A 21,147-nucleotide genomic window follows, 5' to 3' on the forward strand; every position below is an offset into this window, starting at 1 on the left:
TTATTGTCCAATCCATTGGTAGTAGATAAGCCCCCCGCCGCGACCGCCTGAAATAAAGTCTGCTACACCGTCACCAGCAAAATCGACAAATTTAGGAGCAGCCAATCGTGGTGCTGTAATAGAAATCGGGAGCGACTCCTTTTCAAATTCAGCCTTATTCTCGGTACCGGTATTCCGATAAAATAAAAGCCCTTCGGTTTTACTTCCGACAAACAGATCCAGATCACCATCACCGTCGATATCAAACAACATAGGAGTACTTCGATGACCAACCTTAACATTGGTAAACGAATCTTTTTCGAGAACAAAATCGGTTTGCTCCCCTGTTCCCTTATTCCGATAAAAATGGATACGTCCACCTGATTCTCCCACAAAAAGATCGAGGTCACCGTCGTTATCAATGTCAGCAAGTGCAGGAGTACTGTTACTGCCCCGCTCCAACTCTACAAATGAATCCTCCACTTTCTCAAATCCATCACCGGTATTCTGATAATAAGCAATTCGCCCTTTCCAGGTCCCCAGCAGCAGATCATCAAGACCATCGCCATTCAGATCACCCAATGCCGGCGCATAATGATAGGCACTCGGTAAATTTAACGTTCCAGACTGATGCAGAGATGGATCTTCTTTCGTACCACGATTTTCAAACTTATATACGATCGATGATTTACGTCCACCAGGATCAATTTTATTCGCCAGCAGCAAATCAATATCACCATCGCCATCAATATCACCGGCTGCAGGAATGCTTTCATTTCCAATATCAATACTGTGCAAAAACTGTTTGCTCTGCCGATTGAATTGTCCGTTGTCATTCTGCTTATAGAAATAGAGATTCTCGGCCAGCGTCCTGCTTGCATTGTAAGCTCCGCCCAATACCCCAATCAGGAAATCCTTTTTACCGTCTTGTCCCCAATCGGCAAAAGTAGGAGCATTATATCCGCTGGACTCTACGGGGTTGGAAGACGGAAATGGTTGTGGCTCCCCCTGAAGCTCGGGATTACTGCATGACCCCCTATTCTCGATGAGCAAAAGACTGGGCTCAAAAAAGTCGCCCCAGAAAAGATCCTGATCACCGTCGTCATCAATATCCACAAAGGTAAGCGTATTGGCCCCGTGCATGGTCCCTACTTGTTTGACGATCTCAATCCCTTCAAATTTCCTGTTAACCAACTCAAATTGGGGTACACCACGCCCATCACGCCCTACCGATTCATAGCGGGTGATGGTGCCGTCCAGCCGGCCTACAAATAGATCCAGCTTACCATCGCAATCAATATCCGTAACATTCGGGATATTCTGCCGATCCGAAAAGATAGGCTCCCCATCAGCATCCTTTAATGTATCTGTCACTAATGTAAAATCGGGTTGCTCGGAATTGCCATCATTGCGGTAATACCGAATATAGCTGTACGGCTGCTCGGCCAGCAGATCCATGTCGCCATCCTGATCTAAATCCGCAAAACGATACCATTCCCCAATATCGAGGTCGTGAAAACGGTCGGTTTGCCAACGCAGCTCCGAGCCCTTGTTCTCAAAAAACATGAGATCATTCGAATTCTCCTGCAAAAAGAGATCGGGGTTGCCATCATCGTTGATATCCACAAACTGTGGACGCGGAGCATTAAATCCACCTAAAAAAGGATGCTCCATCGCAGTTCCTGAACTATCATAAACCGAAAATGGAACAACTCTTCTTTCGAATTTTTCTGATTCTCCCTCCCGGCTTAACGAAGCCGTTCCGCTGCATCCACTTATCAACATAGCAATGGATACGAGTGCAAAACATAAAAATCGAGCAGCCATTATCTCTTTGTCAGTTAAATTGGGTTCAGCCGTCAGTTCTTCACCAAAAACAAACTTACCAACGAGCATTCGTTCCTATTCCGGATGGATATGCACCAACCTCAATCACTTTCTCAATTTCATTCGTTTTGGTATCAATCACAGTGACTGTCCCGTTGGGATCGCCTGACGCTGACGTGCCTTCTGATTCAAATGTTCCCTTTCTATTATTATTCGAGATGTAGAGGTATCTTCCATCAGCTGACATCGCACTTCCATGGGGCTGAGCCAACCCATTTCCTTTAATAACCGCATAAACGGAACGCGATTTCATATCTACCACTGTAATGGTATGGGCCCCCTTATTACCGAAATAGACGTAGTTGCCGTCGGGTGTAAAAACCGGGTGCCAGGGCTGTGCATTTACACCAATACTTTCAGTGAGTTTAGGGGATTCTGGATTACTGATATCAAAAAACAGCAACTTACTTGAGATCTGTCCCGTTACCACCATGGTATCGCCATCTGGCGAAATTGCAAAATTAACAAATACGTGCGTATCTCCATCCACCGTAGTGAGCTCCGTTTCTTCAGTCTCGTTGTTAAGTGAAAGGATCTGATTCTCAGCTAAACTTGCAATAAAAGTCCAGCTGCCGTCTGATGCCGCAGCAATCGCATGGGGACGTGCAAAAAAGGTAGGCACTTTTTTCTGCATCGTCATATCCGATCGGTTAATGATTCCGATACTTTGCGGGGGATTTACAGCACTCATCGATCGTCCGACAATCAATTGGTCACGAGTGGGATGCAAAGCCAGCAATCCGGGCACCTCCATCTCCGCCTGACCGACCAGTTCATTATCCCGATTAAATTTTAGCACTCGATTTTCACCAATCAACGTAACATACCAGAACGAGCCGTCCGGCTCGGCAACGGTATGATGCGGTTTGGCATTAGCCGAAAACCCTAATTCCTGGAGATCAATGTGGTCTACAATTTCATTGCTTTCAACATTGATCACGGATAACATTGCTTCTCCCTGATTACAAACATAGATCCGCTGGTTTTCTTCGCTCGTATCACTTTGGCCAAAGGTAGATATGGCAGAAAATCCAACAAAAAGCAGAGAAACAAACAGAATCTTTAGCGAAAAAACGATCTTATTTCGCATTACAATATAATTTTTTGAGTTATAAAAGATTACTGGCTACTTGCAGGCGTTACCGGCTGTTCAGGATTTTCAAGAATGAAAAGCCCTTCAGTGGAGCTGGTCATAATAATAATATTACTTTCAAAATACGGGTAGTTGCTCCACGTTCCGGCAAACCCTGGCTCATCTTCCCCAAAAGGCTCGGTATCAAAGTATCCGATTTTCTTAGGATTTTCGGGATCACTAATGTCAAGCACTTGTAATCCGCTCACGTAGTTCGACTGGTACATCATATTACCTTTGATGTAAAGGTTGTGATCCGAAGCAGAATTATCGAACAGATATTCATCAACAAATTGCGGATCATCCAGATCAGAAACATCCCAGATAAGCGTACGCGTGTGATCTACATTCCCAGTTAGCTCATCCAGCTCATCATTCTGGAAGAAATAGCGCTGATCTTCCGTCAACCAGCCCTGATGCACATAAGCGTAGTCGGGATATGAAACGGTTGAAAGTGCTTGCGGATTTTCTTTATCCGAGACATTAGCAAAACTGATAGCAGTTTCGTTGGCACCAATACAAATTTCTTCTCCCTGGTACTCTTTATCAGGACCTTCATACGTTACACATTGCGCATCGTGAGTGTATCCCGTTCCGCTGCGTCCCGTTGATGGATCCGCAAAGCAGCCGGCAAACTCAGGATTTTTAGGATCCTGAATATTGACCATGTGGAGTCCTCCGCCACAGGTTTGTCCGCCTCCACTGCTTCCCACAACATAAGCAAAACCAGTATCTTCATTAATTACAATATTGTGGACACTGTTCACCTTGTCATAAACCGTGTCCTCTTCCAAGGTCATCGGCGTACCATCAAAATCTCTCAACTTGGTTAAATCAACTACCTGCATACCATGTTCTCCGGCATTATCAGCCACTACATATGCGTGATTTTTATAAACCTTAACATCACGCCAAGCATTAGCTCGCGAACCTTCGGTCATGGGCAAGTTAGCTACATAAACCGGATTAGACGGATCACTTACATCCACAAAAGAGGTTCCGTTTATACGGCCGACTAATGCATACTCTTTCCCGGTTTTGGGATCGGTCCATCCCCAAATATCGTTCATACGAACGCCGCGATCGCCACCTATTTCTTCAATAGGAAGGAATGAGAGAAGATTCATATTATTACATCCAAAATGGGAAGCACTACCGTCATTGCATTCCACTTTATTACCGGTGATGGGTTCAAGAACAGAACTACTTTCGCTAACTATCCTTGAGACCACTGACCAGTTTCCGGCATCATCCATTTCTAATATAGCAGCCGTTCCCGCTCCATAATCCGCGCCGGTAAGTCCGGCAACTGCAATATCTTTATCAACGGCAACAGTACTTGCAAACTGATCTCCCTCCTTCCGATCAGGGCCGCCTATCTTACTGACGCCAACCCATTCGCCGCTGTCTTTATTCTGTTCAAACTGATACAAAGCTCCTTTTCTATCATCGGCACCGGGCGTACCTACCCAGAGCTTGTCATTAGCTATTGCCAGTGAAGAACCGAAACCGTAGCGCGGCTGGCCATTAAAAGCCACCAACTTGCCCGTCTCGTTCCAAGAACTATCAGCCTTAGACTCAAATATAAACACTGCTCCTGATCCGGAAGCATCACGGGGTGCTCCTACAAGTACCTTGTCATTAAAAGTTTTCAGTGTAGACCCAAACTGTGCATTATCAGCCGCCTGGTCACTGCTCAGGGTAGTTTCTTTGGTCCACGACCCTTCATCACCGGATCGGTACACGTGTACTGCCCCACCTTCTTCCGGAGCTCCAACAAGCAGTTTTGATCCATCTACTTCAAGAGCTGACCCAAAACCAATTCCCTGTGCCGTATCGGGATTGGCCAAACGCTGCTGCTGGCCCCAGGATCCCGATTCTGTTTTACGAAACACATATACAGCTCCGCTGCCATCCTTTTCTCCAGGCGCACCCAGAAAAGCAAGGTCACCGCTAAGCGCTACACTGGTGCCCAAGCTACCCTTTTTACTTGTATCCGACAGTGCTAACTGTACCCTCTGGCTCCAGGATCCGTCACCAGACTTTGTAAACAGATAAGCCGCGCCTCGTTCATCATCGCGGGCCGGTGCACCGATAAGAACTGCATTTCCGTCGGTTGTCAACGAAGCGCCAAAACCGTTACCAATTTTTCCGTCAGTTGCTGATAGTTCAAGTTGTTCAGACCACTCCTCATCAGTACGCTGGTAAACATATACAAGTCCCGGCTGATGGGGATTGGCCGCCTCACCAATGAAAACTGTTCCGTCATTCACCGAAACGGCCCGGGCAAAACCTGCCATACCTTCCATTTCACCTGAACTTGTGGTCTGGGCATCCGCCGAATTAAAAGTTGCTGAAAGAAAAAGAGCAAAAAAGAATATCAGTAAACGTTTCATTGAGATCGTAGTTTAGGACTGGTTTTTATTTGCTTTTCTAACTATTAAAATACTTGGTGACAATCAAAATTGAAAAGTAAAAAAGCGTTAAGATAAAGGAGATCTTCCCTACTCCATCAAGTACCACTTATAGAACTACCGGCCCCACGTACATTTTCCTGCTCAAACGAAAAGATGAAAATTGCTCCGTCATCACGTCTAATATCCAGCGTAGCCCCAAGCTGATCGATAAGTGAACTAACCAACGAAAACCCAAGCGAGTTTTGCTCATCAATCGAAAAATCATCCGGCAAACCCCTTCCGTTATCCTCAATTACAAAAGTGATGCTCGAACCCACCTTGTTACCATTTATTTCTATTCTGCCATCCTGATGATTTGGAAAAGCATGTTTATATGCATTCGTAACCAGCTCGTTAATGATTAATCCGCATGGAACTGCTTGATTGATATTCAAATTTATAGCATCGATACTAATGTCAAAACTGATATCGTTATTACCTGCTGTATTGTACACCTCTCTGACTGATGAAGTAACTTGTTCTACAAAACTATCAAACGAAAGATCGTTAAAGTTCTCGGCTTCGTATAACATTTCGTGAATGGTAGCCATTGATTGTATCCGCATCTGGCTGTTTTTCAAAATATTTTTGGTATGGTCATTTTCTGCCGAAAAAGCCTCTAACTGCAAAAGTCCGGAAATAATCGCAAGGTTATTTTTTACACGATGATGAATCTCAGTAAGCAATACCTCTTTTTCTTTGAGCGACTGGTCCAGCTCATTCTGATATTCTTTTATCTCCGAAATATCTTGTCCGGTACCAATCAAATATGTTATTTGATCCCCCTGGAACCGTGAAGCGCTATATAAATATGGAACCAATTCTCCGCTACTTGTTAAGAACTCAGCCTGTATCGACGCTTTCCCCTCTTCAAAAACCCTCTCTATAGCCTGGGAAACACGTTCTTTATGCTTTTCGGGGAAATAATCCAGCGGATCCATGTACGATATTTGCATATCGTTGAAGCCTGTTGCCTTTCGAAAATAGTCATTCCAGCGAATTGCATTACCATGCTGATCGAACATAAAAAACGAAATAGGAAGACTGTTAATAATTTTATCACTCAGGGCTTTCTCTTTCTCAAGCTTCTGTTTGGCTTTTACCTGACTGGTAATATCCTGTACGGCGCCAATAACATGTGATATAGATCCGTCATCTTCATACATGATCTTTCCTGAGTGACGAACCCAGCGTACCTTATCATCAGATATAAGCAACCGATGTTCAAAATCCTGAAAAGGTTCTCCCGATTTAATACGATTTGTAATATCGTCGATAATAGAAATATCTTCGGGATGTACTCTTTCCTTAAAAAGTTCTACCGAAGGCTTCTGAGCCACATTATCAATATCATAGATATCGTACACTTTCGGCGACCACAGGAGCGAATTATTCTTGAGATCCCAGCGCCAACTACCCAAGTCAGCAAGCTCCTGACCTATCCGCATATTGGTTAAGGTATGTCTCAATTTATCTTGTGTCTCACGCAGGTCAGAAATATCAACTCCAATGCAGGCAATATAATTACGGTCATCCATCGTAAATTGAAAACTCGTCAGTGCATAAGGTATCAGTCCCTGCTCTTTTGTTTTTAGATTTCCTTCGGCTTCTCCCTCTCCTGTAGCCAATACCTGCTTAAAAGCTATTTCAAGCAGTTCTGAGTCATCTTCAGCAAAATGATCAAACAAAGCTGAATCCTCAATTTCTGAGTTAGACTTACCTACCAATTGTTTGAAGTTTTTATTCCACCGCTGCAAGATTCCGTCTTCATCTGTCAAACAAAATAGACCGGGCAAATTGTTGATAATATTATCTGAAAATAGCTTTTCAGACTCCAGTTCTTGCAGTACTTTGTCACGACGACTAATGTCTCTACCCGTCATATACCATCGATTCTGATAAAAGGTAAAGCTCAATTTTAATTTCACTACTTCTTCCTCTTTGGACAAGAAGCGTACAACAAATGACCCTTCGACGTTTTTAGGCTCGCTTAAAAATGTTCTCACTTCATCTCTCAGGTCCTCATCAACAATACGCTCTCCAAACCGCTTACCATCCAATTCTGATTTTGAACAACTTAACAAAGATAAAGTCTCATTATTAACTTCGAGATATTTTAGACTGTCGGGATCGATAATCGCCTGAATATCAGAAGAGTTTTGTAAAAGAATATCAGCCTTTTTAAGCTGGGCATTCTTTTTGATCAGCTCAAACCTAGAAACCACCTCTTTGCTAATCATTTTAAGACTCTCTTTCTGCTGTGAGGTTAGTGACCGCTCTTCTCTATCAATAACACAGATCGCACCAATATTATGCCCCTCGTTAGTTTTCAGCGGGACCCCAGCATAAAACCGGATATGTGGCTCTCCCTCTACCAAGGGGCTTTCAGTAAATCGTTCATCCTCAATCGCATTTTCGACGATCATAATATCATGATCCTGAATCGTATGATGGCAAAAACTTTCTTCTCTCGATATTTTCGTTATATCCCAGCCCACACTTGCTTTGGTAAACTGTGTGTTTGCCCCTAATACGTTGATTAACGAAATGGGCGTTTCGCAAATCTTTGAAGCAAGAGTAACTAAATTGTTTAACTCCTCCTCGATATCTCTATCGGTTAGATTATACTCTGCTAATTTCCCAAGGCGTTCTTTTTCACCCATATCGGAGATATTAGATTGTGACATAACTAATTATTGAACTGTAGATAATTATATTTTGAACAGCAATAGAGAAGGCTCTTCGGATTTCCTAAACCAACATTACCATACGTCTCCCTCCATAACACAACTTGCTCAAAACTATTTTGAAATCCCTAATCTCTCCTTATCCAACTATTCTGAATGAAAAAAAGCAAGAAATGAATATCATAGAGAAGCAAATGGGGGCCACTGCTGATATAAATATAGAAAGAATTTTACTTTAACGCACCTTACATCAATTAAAACACATATAATGATATTCTCTAAAAACCCACTTATAAATTAAAGTAATAAATAATTTAATGATCAATTGAAATATAAATCCGCTCTAAAAATAAATGACTGGTTAGGGGCATTAGGGCCAAACTTGCAGATATTGATGTAAGAAATGCAGCAATAGCTTCCTTAACACTCCCAACTATTCAATAGTCAGCAAGTCTGAAGGCCAGAAAAATAGTCAAGAGCAATTGTTCTACAGAAAAAAACTACTAATGTTTATGTTATTTCAACCTGTTTCTAATTGATTTTTCCATATCAAAATAAGGTTGGTATTCCATGTAATTTTTATTCAATTGCAATAGTGAGGTTCTCTTTATAAGTGTTATTTAAAATATATATTTGTATGCCAAAGTATTTCGCAACTATTCTATTGTCATTGGCTTTGCTTTCATGCAGTGATCCCCCAACAGAAATACATGTGGGCACCACTCCCTTTTTTGGGGAAACTGCTTTTTATATTGCTCAATCGAAAGGTTTCTTTGAAGATCAGGGACTGAAAGTCATATCCCACTCAAATTCGGCAGGAAAAGAATCGTTAGAGGAGTTATTCAAGGGAACCCTTGACATTGCTCACGTCGCTGAATTACCCATAGTATACGCTTTAGCAGGGTCAGAAGAGTATAAAACAGGCGAAGACATCGACCTTAAAATCTTTGCCAATATGATCCATGTTAATAACATTCAAAAAATTATTGCCCGTAAAAGTAGCGACATTAAGAATCCTAAAGATCTGATAAACAAAAACATTGGTTTTTATGAAGGAACTACATCCGAGTTCTTTTTAGATACCTTCCTGTTAGAACACAACATTGAGGATAGTTTAATTACAAAAGTGAATATTAATGTAGCAGAACAACTCAATACTTTGAAAGAAGGGAAAGTTGATGCCGTTGTCAGCTGGGAACCCCATGCCTCAAAAATGTTAGTAGAGATGGGCAATAAGGTACATGCACTTGATACCATGATAGATCATTCAACACTGTGGTTAGCGGTAACCTCTGCCTCATATACCAACCAAAGTCCAGAAACTCTTGAGACATATCTGCACGCTATAAAAAAAGCGCAACGGTATATCCAAAACAATCCACAAGAGGCACAAAAAATATTAGCCAATAAAACCAATACCTCGCAAAAAGTAATCCAAAAGATATGGGGTTCAATTACGTATGATCTTTCATTGGGAGAGCAAATGCTCATCCTATTAGAAGATCAGCATCGGTGGTTGCGTAATAATGAGCTTGTTAAGAAAAGATCTAAACCGATAAGTATTAAGGATGCCATCTATTTGGAAGCAATGGAGAGGGTTCATCCGCAAGGAATATCAATTATACGATAATCCTAATAACCCGAGCATCACTTGTATCTAATTGAGATGATGAGCTCCAATACCTTTGACCTGTACATTTTCAAAGGTAATTGAGAAATTGGTCCCTTCATCTCCGGAAGCAAAATCTATAGAAGCTTCAAGTTGTTCGATTAGCGATTGTATAATGCGCATTCCCAAGGTGTTTGCATTATCAAAGCCAAAGCTTTCTGGTAATCCAACACCGTTATCTTTGATATTTAAATGGACTATTTCATTCTTTTCTTCAAGGGAAATAGAAATTTTTCCCTTCTTGGCATTTACAAACGCATGTTTCATGGCATTGGTTACTAATTCGTTAATGATCAAAGCACAGGGAATAGCCTGATTGATATTGAGCATTACATTTTCCAGATCATAATCAATCTTAACTGAAGCAGTGGCATTTATCGTTTGTACAATCGTTTTGACTAACTTACTGACATGCTCCTTAAAGTTAAGTTTTGAAAAATTATCACTTTCATATAATAACTCATGGACTAAGGCCATGGATTGAATTCTCAGTTGACTGTCGCTTAACTTGTCTTTTAGGACTTCATTTGTGCTCTCCATCGCCTGTAATTCCATCATCCCGGAAATAATAGCTAAATTATTTTTCACTCTATGATGAATTTCTTGCAATAAAACTGACTTTTCTTCTAACGATTCCTGTAGCTCTTCCTCATAGGTAACATAGTCTGTAATATCTATGCCAACGAGCTGTGCAGCCAGTTCTTCTCCATATTTAATAGGCATTGCCTGAACCTGCAGGTATCGCTGTTCTCCATCTAACCTTTGCACTTTATAAACGGTGGGTACCGTTTTCTTACCTTCTTCATGTACCTCTTTTACTTGATCAATGGCCTGATCTGTTTGTGCTTCTTCAATAAACTCATAAATTGACTTTCCGATAAGATCTTCGGAACTCTCTGCTCCAATAATATCGACCCCTCCCGAGTTTATAAATTGTACTTTGCCTTGAATATGAATCACAATTAGGCTGGGATCTTGTTCAACTAATGTTTCCCATCTTTTTTGATTTTCCTCTGCTTTCTTCCGGAGTTGTTTTTCATTTTTAATGTGATCCTTCAATTTTTTAGCCATGGCGTTAAATTTATCAGCCAACTGGCTATGCTCATCTGCCCCCTCAATCGTAATTCGACTTTCAAGATTTCCTTCCCCAATTAATTGTGTACCTTCAAGAAGTGACGACAGTGAATTAATAATTCGTTTGCGGACACTGATAATAAGGTATACGAAATATCCAACAATCGGAATTAGGATAAAAAGCTCGAATCGCTGATCATTTTGGAGATCCCGTATCTCTTGCCGCCGGTTCTCCTCCAACCTGTTGGAGACCGAAAGTAACAATTGAATATCCGATCTAATCCGGGCACGAGCTCGTTCTAAAAGAACCTCCTTGTTCTCTTGATCTTGATAATATTCAGGATCCTCCTTCACTTTTTGAATGAGTGTAAAAGCTCGCTTTATTGCGGGAAGCGAATTTGATATAACGTTTCGATCAGGAAGATCCTGAATTTTGGTTCTGGATTTTTCTAACTCATCGTACAAGTCGTTCCAGGTAGTCAGATACCGTGTTTCCTCATAAGCCAAATATTGCTCCGTAATAATATTCAATTCTGAAGCCGTTTTAGCAAAGCTGCTAACTCTTTCAAGAGTATCAAGTTGATCATTTATTTGCACAGTCGTATAAAACAGAAAGCCGAAAAGGATAAAGAATGCTCCTATTGCCAGCAGTGCAATAATATTTAAGCGTGATTTTATCGTCATTATATAACCGTTATACCATTAAGATATATGTTGCGAATCGGCTCAAAATTGACAGTCGGCGTAAAGAAAACCCTCTTCATTAACAAGTTCCTGAAAGATTGGCTCCTGGAGTCATTGTTTTTTAAGGAAACATTTATCCCAACAGAGCTTTTAAAAACTGCTCCTTGGCCGTGAAGACTGCCTGATCACCAAAAAAGCGTTTGTAGTCCTCACTGTAACACCTCTTAATTTTTCCGACCTCTTCTCATTGTTACATGCCGCTAAAATTAATAAACGAATAAAAGCAACTAATAAGAAGCCTAAAAGATTGGGCATTCTTAATAGCATGGAAAAATATCCTCTGTGTCATCCCGGTTATATTTACAGTATTTAATATACATCAATAGAGGGTAATTTCATTATCAACTATAATCAGGGATCTTGGACAAGGAGCATAATTTAAAATTGGCACGGATCCGTAATGAATGCACCTATTTCCATTAAAAAAATATTTGCCCTTTTAATGATTAATAGGGTAGCTTAACAGCGCTAATCAATTTGTTCAATTTTACAACTGTCATTCAACTTGTAAACTATGGCTAAATGCAATTTTGACATTGCTTATGAACATGAAGTTCATGAGGCAAAAAAAATTATTACCGAAGAAATCACCGAAAATAACGGCGAAATTCGAATTAATGACAATTCAGGGGAGTTTACCATCACAGTACCGGGCGGTGAAATTACCGGAAATGTGACATTTAAAAACAATGCGTTATCAATTAGTATTACAGATAAGCCAACTTTGATTCCCTGCAATATTATTGAATCAGTGATACAGAGTTATCTGGAATAATTTATAGTACTTTTAATAAACCCGTTCGCTATGTATAAAACCGGGCTGCCTTTTAAAATTTCCTGACCAAAAGAAAAGGCCCAAAAAAAATCGGGCCTCTAAGAATGTATAACAATATGAGATGACTATTGATCACTCTCATCTTTATTGCCCTCACTTTTATTACTCTCCTCATCTTCGTTCTCGTTTTCATCCTCTGACTTGTCTGTATTAGGCTTATCACCTTTTATTTTCTCAAGCTTTTTACGAGCATTTTGCAGGTTCGCTTTTTCATTTTTGATAGTCTCTTCCAATCCGGAAAGTTGCTGTTTGGCTTTTTCTATCTGTTCCCTTTTCTCACGTTTTTCTGCTTCATCCACATCGTCTTCTTCCAGCTTTTCTTCTGCCCTTTCTATATCTTCTTCGGCCTTCTCAGCTACAACTTCTGCAGAATCAACCTTCTGATCTAAACTATCGATCTGACTTTCCAATTTTTGAGCCGCTGCAGCACGGGCTTGTCCAAATTCACGGCCTGACATATCTCCTTTATTTTTTCCGTAGGCATTGCCTTGTCCATCACTTTTCTTCTGCCCTTTTGCTTTTTCTTGATTGCCTTTGTTTTGCTTCTTACCCTTTGCTTTCCGGTCCACCGAATCAGGTTTGGACTGTTGTGCTTTAAGACTATCTGCAACACCTCCCGCTTTTTCAGATTTTCCTTTATTACCCTTATTACCTTTGTTATTGTTTTGTGAAAAAACAGTACCTACTCCTAAGAATAGCACCAAAATTGTTAGCAGACTTATCTGTGATAATCGTTTCATGATAATATCATCTCGTATTGTAATTAATTATTTATATCGTCTAAGGTCGCTTGTAAATCCTTCATCTTTTTATCAACAGAGTCACTGGCCGTCGAAAGTTCATTAGATAGCGAATCTGATTCATTAACCATTTGGATTTCCACACCACCCTCAGCACTTCCATGTTGGTCTGGTCCATCACATCCGGTAATGAGAAGAAAAGAAAGCAAGACAAACCCTAATTTTAATTTGATCATAATACCCCAAGTTTAATTGAAAAATGTATTACTTATATAAGAATACCTATTCATTGTTCCGATACTTTTTAGCAAAAAATCTGACCGGACGTATATTGTTGGAATGAGTTGAGATCCGATATTTGCTGACATACAACTGGAGTCAGCCTGACACAAATAAAAAATGCGAACCTGAAAGGACCAATTTTGTAATCTATTATGCCTTCCCTTAAATGAAAACCTTTACTCAAAAGTACCTATTTTAGAGGATTTTCACTCTTCGATAAACTGTTTGTTAAGCCCATAGAGATAGCGACGGTTATCATCGGGATCTTTTTTCCGAAGAATTATACTGCCCACGCCGGGATAGTGCTTCTTGAACTTTCTATTGATCTCTTTGAGAATATCGTTCCGAAGCCTCCGTCGATAGTCATACGATTCGATGTCACTCCACAGTAGCTCTTCGATTTCTTGGGAACCCAAAAATCGATCCTGTTGATGCATATACTCTAATAATTTTTTCTCCTTACTGTTATACCAGCTGGCCTGTAGAAGTGAGTGATACGATATATTTTTACTTTCCTGCTCTTCCACCTTTCCACCATTAGGTTCTTTTCTGTAGAACCAAAACAGGAACCCTCCGATTACCACTAACCCAATCAGATAGTAGTATAATTTAGTAGAGAGATAAAAAGGAGGATTACTGATGTTAGCCATCAGCGAATCAGCGGGCATCCGGTGAACATGTACGGGATAGGTAGTAGTATTTGTAAGATTATCGATTCCTACAAACACCGCTTCATCCTCATTGGGGTTGTAAAAATAATTTGTGGGCATAAATTTATTAGAACGGTCAAAGTCCGGAGATACAAGTCCCGTTGCATGGTGCGAAGGCAAGTGCACGGCCCTAAAATAGAAAGCATCATCCAACGGTTCCGGGTCAAATGTGGGGATAAACCACATCTGCTCATCCGGGAGATATAATGAAGATGATTGCTTGTTGATTTCTCCTATCTTAGAGGGATGTATAACACTGCCCGATCCATTCTCGCGCTGCTCAAGCGTCATTATTTTCTTCCACTTCTGACTGCCGAAAGAAAAGCTCCAGATATCTTGAAATTCCTGTGACCTTGAATTCCGATCCTCGGAATATCCCGAGTCAGTGCCCCACCCTCCGAAGATATACAACCGATCCTGCTGCTGATCAAAAATACCGGTTCTGGGAATCCGTCGGCTGGGGTATGGTGAATTTTGGTCAACGGCCTGTAATCTCCACTCATTCCGTGGATGATTAAAATGAATCATCATATTGTGATAATCCCAAAAACCATATCCTCCGAAAGCATAAAGGGTGCTATCCCGATAAAAAGGAAAATGTCCAAACTGGTTCCGGTGTTCAGATGACTGGTCTACTCTTTCAATTTCATAAGTCTTGGGATCAATATTAAATAACTTACCCATACCCCTCGACCAAAGCTGGATCAAATTGGTGCGTGCATTAAAACCAAATTCATAGGTGCTGAACGCTCCTTCAAAATCCGCGAGGGCATCAAGGAAACGCCATTTTTTACCAGAAAGATTATACCCCCAAAGACCACTTTGGAGTAACATATAAATAGTCCCTGATGTGGTATCAATATCTGCATAGATAAATGCCCCCTCTTCCAGCATCGGCTGGAGATTATTTATAGTGAGATCATCTCGCCTCCGAGGCAAAACCTGGTAATACATTTCCCCGTTGTAATCAGAGATATAACGGATAAGAATGCCACGGATATGAATCCGTTCTCCGGCTCCAAGTGTATTAAAGTTAAAGTCTTCATAATCAACATTGGAACGGGACACGAAAATATGAAGAGAGTCATCGGAACCGGTCGTTGGAGCTATTCGAAGCATCTTAATGTCTTTAGGAGTGCTTCCTCTTTGTATAACAGCTTCACCACTCACCAACAGTCCTCTATAATCATCCGGATTCTTAAAAACACGGCTCAACGGTTTTGCTTCGGGAACACGATTGCCTGATTTTAAGATTTTTAGATCTTCAACCACAATCTCCGGTTTGCTGGCATGTAGCTTAAGAGTACCGGTAACCTGCAGGCTATCACCTTTTGACACAGGGACATCCAGCATATCAGAAAAAACCATTATACCTGCCGTTTGGTCCTGTACATATAGAATGAGGTATTCGTCATCAAAAACATTGTCCCCTACCGTTGCTCTTCCTCTCACTGTTACCTGTTCACCCAGCCGATCGATACGCCCGTCACCATCGCGATCTGCCAACAGATCCTCTATCATACTTATCTTCTTACTGTCTGAAGCAATAGCTCCTGATCCCATTAGAGGCATTAGTACGAATAAAAGCACGACGGCAATTGCCAATAACCTCGAAAAAATCCTGTACCCTTTTTTAAAACCAACTCCATTCCTACCTTTACAAAATATCATCTCGCGTAGCACAACGTTTTTACTCATATAGTGTAATAGCAATTATATATAACACGAACAGTTTCGATGATTTACATAGCCGTACTATTTTACATAATTAACCCAAAAGACTTTTTTTGCGATAATACCCCTACCCCAACACCAAACTTCGCTTTATTAGTTTAAATAGGTATTTAAGACTTAGCTTTTCCTTAAAACCTCGTACATATCGACCCTTACAGACCTCAGGTTCCGAACTGGTTCATAAATGTTCTTCTTATCTAATAATTTATGCTGTATAATCCCGAGTAACAAAAGGTAATAAAACTATTTAATTGTTAATTACTAAATAATAAAAGTAGATCATACGGTAATAATATAATCATCGGATAACGCAATACTTCAGCGTCATCAAAAGAGAAGCTCAATGAGTGCAAATCAATGGTGGGATTACCATTATCAATAACAAACATTATTGTCCGTCAAGAGGATATAATCCCAAGAAAAAGATTCCCGCTTGAAACAGAGCGGGGCCTTTTTCTATAATAAGACTTGCTTTACGTGTAAGCTGTGTATATATCAAGAGGATAATTATTTACGTATAACTTCATAGCATCTCCTTTTTTCTTGGCCTGAAGGTTTAAAAAAGACTGACAAACCCCTATCAATCTTAATAACACACTCCAGCATAATCACGCTCTTCTGTCAATGTATTCTACACTTCGGATGTCAATGTCATTTTAATACGTTCAATTTCACGCCGAATGTTATCCTTTTCCATTGCCTTGTCGAATCGCTGCCCATTAATAAATAGATTATTGGTATCGCTCACTCCACTACGAACTCCGGAGCGCCGGTCCTCCAGCACGCGCTCCCTGTTTTCTTCGGCGAACATTTCTTTCTCAAACCGATCGGTGTCCAAGTTTACGTGACGAGCACATTTAATGAGGTTTTCATCTTCCAGATGATTTTGATGATCAAATAGTTCGTCATGCATTTCCCAAAATTTACCTTGGTTGGCGGCGGCCTCTGCAGCCATGCCCGCGTTTTCGGCATGCGGATGTCGACGGCTAAGCGGAAGATGACGATAAACATATCGGATATGCTTATCCTCCTGCATTATTTCATCTACCATCTTGTAGATTCGACGACTGGTTACACATTCATAGTCCCCATACTGCAAGAGCGTAATTTCTGCATCACCGTTTCCACGCCGATGGTCTTCGTCAATGACAGGGGGCTGTAATGTATCATCCGTTTCTTCTTCTTGGTTCTCATTGGAATGCGGACGACGAATAAAATCCGGCAGCGTTGTATTACGACCAAACAGCCATTCTTTCCATGTAAGCTCAAGCTGGCCACAATCCCGATCGGGAAAGCGACTCTGCCGTGTTTGCGAATAATTAAGCATAGCCACCAATATTACCCCACCCACTGTATTCCCCAGCGTAACTGCAGAAAAGAAATATCCAAAATGACTCCATCCAGCTAACCCCTGAAAAATCAAATAAAGCACCTCACAAGCGCCGATAATACAGTGGAATAAATCAGCTATAGGAATGAGATACATCAGTATAAATACAATAGCGATACGAGCCATAGCATCTCTTACGGCGTGGGTCAACCATACCATCGAGGCTACGATCCATCCGGCCAATACCCCCTTCCAAAACAGATCATTCCAAGAAACACTTAGGGCATGTTCTCCAAAGCCCCGAGCCACTTCGGCTGTTTCAGGTGCAAAAATACCTGTATTGGCCAACACATACGCCAAGGCCCCAGCACCAACTACATTTGCAAATAGTACAATACCCCAAACTCGCAATAGCGCGGGTATACTGGCAATCCGTGTGAGCACGTGCGTAACAGGAGTAAGGGTATTTTCGGTAAACAGCTGATATTTACCGGCTACAATCAGTATAAATCCCAGTGGATATAACATATTTCCAAGGAACAAAGAGGACTCTGGCCCTACAGCACTTGTCATCGCAGAACGGGCTACAAACGTAAGACCGATAGAGAGTCCCGCAGCTATACCGCTTAAAAAAAGAAGCCGTGCAGAACGGCTAAAATCTTCATCGGCTGTGGCTACAATGCGATGGAAAATTTCATCCGTTGAAAATATATCACGAACAGCTCGTCCTCCTGCCGGAGCACCACTTTGAGACTGGTCAATTTGTTCCTTGATATCGTCTTCCTTCATGCCATTTTCTTATAGTATTAATCGAGAAAAAAGAGACTCTATATCATCTCTCTTTTATATTAAACGATTTTAAGTATTGATTTAGAATCTAATATCTCGAGGGAGGGCTATTTAATCATATACACCTAAAGATATCGCTAATCTGATGCAGGTGCAATTAGCATTCGGTTACATCAAATGCGCGAACAACCCAATATAATCTGCAAAGAAGTACTCTTGATAATCAGAGGCAGAATATCAGGTTAAATCCAAGTAAGGTTTTACCATTCCATTTACTTTCCACAAGGAATTGTTTTACAAACATTAGTTTCCTTTAATAAATTTATATACGTATTTTTTACAAAGCTTATTACAAGCAAACCATATATAGTATATAAGAAGGGTATCATTTATTTGTATTCAAAGAACATCAGCACTCATAAATTACAGATATCCTTTCCCTAATTACAGTATAAATATCACACTGAGGACAACATAGGATGAACACAGCTCAAAGCTTCAGAAAATATTATCAAACAGATCGGTACAAAGGATTTTATAAGGTTAAAGAACGCTTTGGACAATTCTCAAGAACGACGGTCCTCATTTTTTCAAATGGGAAGAAAAATATTTACGCCAGCGGGATGTATACCGAAGAAGCGATGTTTAAAGCCTTTAAGGCTATAGACCGATATTATGCAGAAAAGAAACGTTCCGATAACGAACTTGTAGAAGCCTAACAGCAATTCTTATAATTCTTCAATTCATATTTTCGGACGGCTGCCAAGGTTGCCAAAAGCAATAATTTCAGACAAGCCAACAAGTCGGTAGTCAATGGTATACTTTGCCGGAGCCAGATCAAGCGTAGGCTCTGAACTTTCTCAGGATATCAGCACTGATGGGCCATCCAAAAGCATTACCCAATCGGGATACCCTCCCATTCTTGTCCATGTATTGCACATTAATTCGCCGTAAGTATATCCACCAGAAACTTACATTTGTCCGGCATTGTGGGGGAACACACCCAATACGAAAGGTGGTTAGCTATGAACAAGTAGAATCCGGCACATCCAAAACGTAGAGTTAAGTAAGGAAAAGGTGGTTCAAATAGAAAACTCGACTCCTTAAATCATAAAACCTCTTACATACTATATGTCACCCCCATTTCTCAATCCCTTTTATAGCATTTTAATTGCTCCCACATATCTTTATCTACCTTTTGAATACTAAATACAGCACAATTATGTTGAGAATAACTAATTGCTATTAGTATAATTCTCAAACATAATCTCAATGTTATGAAAACATGGTTTGTATATATGATACGCTGCAAAGACGGTAGTCTTTATACCGGTAGTACAAATCATGTTATCCACCGTTGGCACCAGCACAGGAAAGGCAAGGGGGCTAAATACCTACAGGCCCATACACCAAAAGCCGTCGTATTTGTTGAAAAACACCCGGATCGCTCCCAAGCATGCAAACGTGAGTATGAGATCAAGCAATACTCAAAACAAGAAAAGGAGTTCCTGATTACAGAGTCCTATAAGACCGTCGTATGAGGAGACATACCTCGTCTACTTATTATCATTTCCTTCTCCCCTTTGCATCTTAGGGATTAGAAATCTACCATGGGTTATAAAATGAGTACATTGAGGCTAACCACATTTTTTCCTTTAAGATTTATCGAATTATAATAGCCTTTTATTTGTAACAATATCCAAGAGTATTATATATACCGGCTAAGCATTGAACGTTTGATACATACATTCGGACGATTACTCCTAAATTTAAAATCATATAATCAATAAATCGTGATTTCCAAGACATCGCTAACTCTCATTGCTGTCTCAATAGTTCTGTGTATCTCCTGTACTGCAGAAAAAAACGAAGCAGTATTTTCTGTGAAAGGAAAACTAAATAACATCGATACCGAGCAGGTGCTGTTGTATCAAGCGAAAGGTTTGAACGCTAATCAGTTCGATGTCATGGATACCCTGTCGATAGATGCTGATAGTACATTTTCATCATCCTATAGTCTTGAGCCTCATTATTACCGTTTAAGTATTCACGACTCCCTGCATGTGCCCTTTATTGCTGATTCCGGGCAACAAATTACAATGAATATTCCCGCTGAAGGTGAGTATGAAGTATCTGGTTCCCCAGACACAGAACTTTTTGAGGAGTATGAAAAATTTCGCATGGAGGTTTTGAGAGAAACGGTGTACCCGGTAAGAGGACAATTGGATGATTTACGGGAAGAAAATAACCCGGAAGATGCCGAACGTATTGAAAAGCTTGGGGAACGTGTGCTAAAGGCAGAAGAAAGTTATCGGGATACCCTCATACACGCGGTAAAAAAAATGGGTACATCTATCGCCATTTATCCGACCATGGTTCGTTGGAAAGGCGATAAACATATAGATTACTATGAAGGACTGGCCGCTGATTTCTCAGAACAACATAAAGGGCTTGAGGTGGCTGAATTGGTATCAGAGAAAATCAGAACATTAAAGCAGGTTTCCATCGGCGACAAAGTTTCAGAAATAGTCGCTCCGGATACGTCCGGTGTGGAGCGGTCTCTTTATAATAATCTCGGCAAGTACACATTGATAGATTTCTTTGGTAGTTGGTGTGGCCCCTGCCGGTCAGAAAGTGACCATCTGGGAAAAATGTATGACCAATACAATAGCTCGGGATTCGAGATTTTCGGCTTTGGCATTGAGTATGAAAAAGACAGATGGATCCGAGCGATTAACAAGGACAACAGAACCTGGATAAATGTATCTACAGTTGACGGTTATTCAAATGACATTGCTGAAGCCTATTCCATAACGGCGATCCCCAAAAATTTTCTTGTCGATGAGAACGGAATCATAATCGCTAAAGATATTCATGGCCAAGAACTTAAAGAGAAACTTGAGGAGTTGTTTTCTGAACAATCACAATGACTACTCCTCAATGCGGCGCAAAAAGAGTTTATGGGCTAATGTAATAATTGATGGTAGCCTACCCTCCTTCGACGATCCCACCTCCACTGTAATCTTGCTCTCACTTATCAAAAAAAACTGCAGGTTAACCACTACAAAGAAAACATCAAGTAGACAGTTCTTACCTACA

At 40.7% G+C, this 21,147-nt stretch carries 14 protein-coding genes; 5 read left to right on the forward strand and 9 right to left on the reverse strand.

Going from position 1 to position 21,147, the window contains the following annotated elements; translation table 11 throughout:
• The 4 genes from CK503_RS01685 to CK503_RS01700 all read right to left on the reverse strand — a co-directional run bounded on the left by CK503_RS01685 (window position 1) and on the right by CK503_RS01700 (window position 8,141).
• Window positions 1–1,875 (reverse strand): FG-GAP repeat domain-containing protein, encoded by a 1,875-nt coding sequence (locus CK503_RS01685; protein ID WP_217988296.1) that lies wholly within the window; start codon window positions 1,873–1,875, stop codon window positions 1–3.
• Window positions 1,862–2,956: a YncE family protein gene (locus tag CK503_RS01690; protein ID WP_217988297.1), complete on the reverse strand. Its 1,095-nt coding sequence runs from the start codon at window positions 2,954–2,956 to the stop codon at window positions 1,862–1,864. Before CK503_RS01690 ends, CK503_RS01685 begins: the two co-directional genes overlap by 14 nt.
• Window positions 2,957–2,985: 29 nt before the next feature.
• Window positions 2,986–5,394 carry a choice-of-anchor B family protein gene (locus CK503_RS01695; protein ID WP_095605043.1) on the reverse strand — a complete coding sequence of 803 codons (2,409 nt, stop codon included), beginning with the start codon at window positions 5,392–5,394 and terminating at the stop codon, window positions 2,986–2,988.
• A 116-nt stretch (window positions 5,395–5,510) separates the two neighbouring features.
• Complete coding sequence (locus tag CK503_RS01700; RefSeq protein ID WP_095605044.1) at window positions 5,511–8,141, reverse strand: PAS domain S-box protein; 2,631 nt, start codon at window positions 8,139–8,141, stop codon at window positions 5,511–5,513.
• 637 nt (window positions 8,142–8,778) lie between these two features.
• Here CK503_RS01700 and CK503_RS01705 point away from each other — a divergent pair.
• Complete coding sequence (locus CK503_RS01705; protein WP_095605045.1) at window positions 8,779–9,771, forward strand: ABC transporter substrate-binding protein; 993 nt, start codon at window positions 8,779–8,781, stop codon at window positions 9,769–9,771.
• A 27-nt stretch (window positions 9,772–9,798) separates the two neighbouring features.
• Here CK503_RS01705 and CK503_RS01710 read toward each other — a convergent pair whose 3' ends face one another.
• Window positions 9,799–11,568 (reverse strand): sensor histidine kinase, encoded by a 1,770-nt coding sequence (locus CK503_RS01710; protein ID WP_095605046.1) that lies wholly within the window; start codon window positions 11,566–11,568, stop codon window positions 9,799–9,801.
• 574 nt (window positions 11,569–12,142) lie between these two features.
• Between CK503_RS01710 and CK503_RS01715 the strand changes: the two genes are divergently transcribed.
• Window positions 12,143–12,403: a hypothetical protein gene (locus tag CK503_RS01715; protein ID WP_095605047.1), complete on the forward strand. Its 261-nt coding sequence runs from the start codon at window positions 12,143–12,145 to the stop codon at window positions 12,401–12,403.
• 125 nt (window positions 12,404–12,528) lie between these two features.
• Here CK503_RS01715 and CK503_RS01720 read toward each other — a convergent pair whose 3' ends face one another.
• The 4 genes from CK503_RS01720 to CK503_RS01735 all read right to left on the reverse strand — a co-directional run bounded on the left by CK503_RS01720 (window position 12,529) and on the right by CK503_RS01735 (window position 18,048).
• Complete coding sequence (locus CK503_RS01720) at window positions 12,529–13,203, reverse strand: hypothetical protein (protein ID WP_095605048.1); 675 nt, start codon at window positions 13,201–13,203, stop codon at window positions 12,529–12,531.
• A 23-nt stretch (window positions 13,204–13,226) separates the two neighbouring features.
• Window positions 13,227–13,439, reverse strand: coding sequence for a hypothetical protein (locus CK503_RS01725; protein ID WP_095605049.1), 213 nt, complete (start codon window positions 13,437–13,439; stop codon window positions 13,227–13,229).
• 252 nt (window positions 13,440–13,691) lie between these two features.
• Window positions 13,692–15,758, reverse strand: coding sequence for a hypothetical protein (locus CK503_RS01730; protein WP_095605050.1), 2,067 nt, complete (start codon window positions 15,756–15,758; stop codon window positions 13,692–13,694).
• Between the two features lie 802 nt (window positions 15,759–16,560).
• Complete coding sequence (locus CK503_RS01735; RefSeq protein WP_095605051.1) at window positions 16,561–18,048, reverse strand: formate/nitrite transporter family protein; 1,488 nt, start codon at window positions 18,046–18,048, stop codon at window positions 16,561–16,563.
• 479 nt (window positions 18,049–18,527) lie between these two features.
• On the opposite strand from CK503_RS01735, the gene CK503_RS01740 reads away from it, so the two are divergent.
• The 3 genes from CK503_RS01740 (at window position 18,528) to CK503_RS01750 (ending at window position 20,978) form a co-directional block, all read left to right on the forward strand.
• Window positions 18,528–18,767: a hypothetical protein gene (locus CK503_RS01740; protein ID WP_095605052.1), complete on the forward strand. Its 240-nt coding sequence runs from the start codon at window positions 18,528–18,530 to the stop codon at window positions 18,765–18,767.
• Window positions 18,768–19,346: 579 nt separating this feature from the next.
• The gene (locus CK503_RS01745; RefSeq protein ID WP_255233305.1) at window positions 19,347–19,589 is read left to right on the forward strand and encodes a GIY-YIG nuclease family protein; all 243 of its coding nucleotides are present in this window, start codon (window positions 19,347–19,349) and stop codon (window positions 19,587–19,589) included.
• Window positions 19,590–19,931: 342 nt separating this feature from the next.
• Window positions 19,932–20,978, forward strand: coding sequence for a TlpA family protein disulfide reductase (locus tag CK503_RS01750; protein ID WP_141239858.1), 1,047 nt, complete (start codon window positions 19,932–19,934; stop codon window positions 20,976–20,978).
• Window positions 20,979–21,147 lie beyond the last annotated feature (169 nt).

It is taken from the genome of Fodinibius salipaludis (assembly GCF_002287075.1).
Classification (GTDB): Bacteria; Bacteroidota; Rhodothermia; order Balneolales; family Balneolaceae; genus Fodinibius; species Fodinibius salipaludis.

What these genes read in the sequence shown, in the direction of transcription:
- CK503_RS01730 (WP_095605050.1), bottom strand. Translation starts at nt 15,758, where the DNA reads ATGGGATCAGGAGCTATTGCTTCAGACAGTAAGAAGATAAGTATGATA.
- CK503_RS01685 (WP_217988296.1), bottom strand. Translation starts at nt 1,875, where the DNA reads ATGCTCGTTGGTAAGTTTGTTTTTGGTGAAGAACTGACGGCTGAACCC.
- CK503_RS01720 (WP_095605048.1), bottom strand. Translation starts at nt 13,203, where the DNA reads ATGAAACGATTATCACAGATAAGTCTGCTAACAATTTTGGTGCTATTC.
- CK503_RS01725 (WP_095605049.1), bottom strand. Translation starts at nt 13,439, where the DNA reads ATGATCAAATTAAAATTAGGGTTTGTCTTGCTTTCTTTTCTTCTCATT.
- CK503_RS01715 (WP_095605047.1), top strand. Translation starts at nt 12,143, where the DNA reads ATGGCTAAATGCAATTTTGACATTGCTTATGAACATGAAGTTCATGAG.
- CK503_RS01740 (WP_095605052.1), top strand. Translation starts at nt 18,528, where the DNA reads ATGAACACAGCTCAAAGCTTCAGAAAATATTATCAAACAGATCGGTAC.
- CK503_RS01690 (WP_217988297.1), bottom strand. Translation starts at nt 2,956, where the DNA reads ATGCGAAATAAGATCGTTTTTTCGCTAAAGATTCTGTTTGTTTCTCTG.
- CK503_RS01735 (WP_095605051.1), bottom strand. Translation starts at nt 18,048, where the DNA reads ATGAAGGAAGACGATATCAAGGAACAAATTGACCAGTCTCAAAGTGGT.
- CK503_RS01700 (WP_095605044.1), bottom strand. Translation starts at nt 8,141, where the DNA reads ATGTCACAATCTAATATCTCCGATATGGGTGAAAAAGAACGCCTTGGG.
- CK503_RS01745 (WP_255233305.1), top strand. Translation starts at nt 19,347, where the DNA reads ATGATACGCTGCAAAGACGGTAGTCTTTATACCGGTAGTACAAATCAT.
- CK503_RS01695 (WP_095605043.1), bottom strand. Translation starts at nt 5,394, where the DNA reads ATGAAACGTTTACTGATATTCTTTTTTGCTCTTTTTCTTTCAGCAACT.
- CK503_RS01705 (WP_095605045.1), top strand. Translation starts at nt 8,779, where the DNA reads ATGCCAAAGTATTTCGCAACTATTCTATTGTCATTGGCTTTGCTTTCA.
- CK503_RS01710 (WP_095605046.1), bottom strand. Translation starts at nt 11,568, where the DNA reads ATGACGATAAAATCACGCTTAAATATTATTGCACTGCTGGCAATAGGA.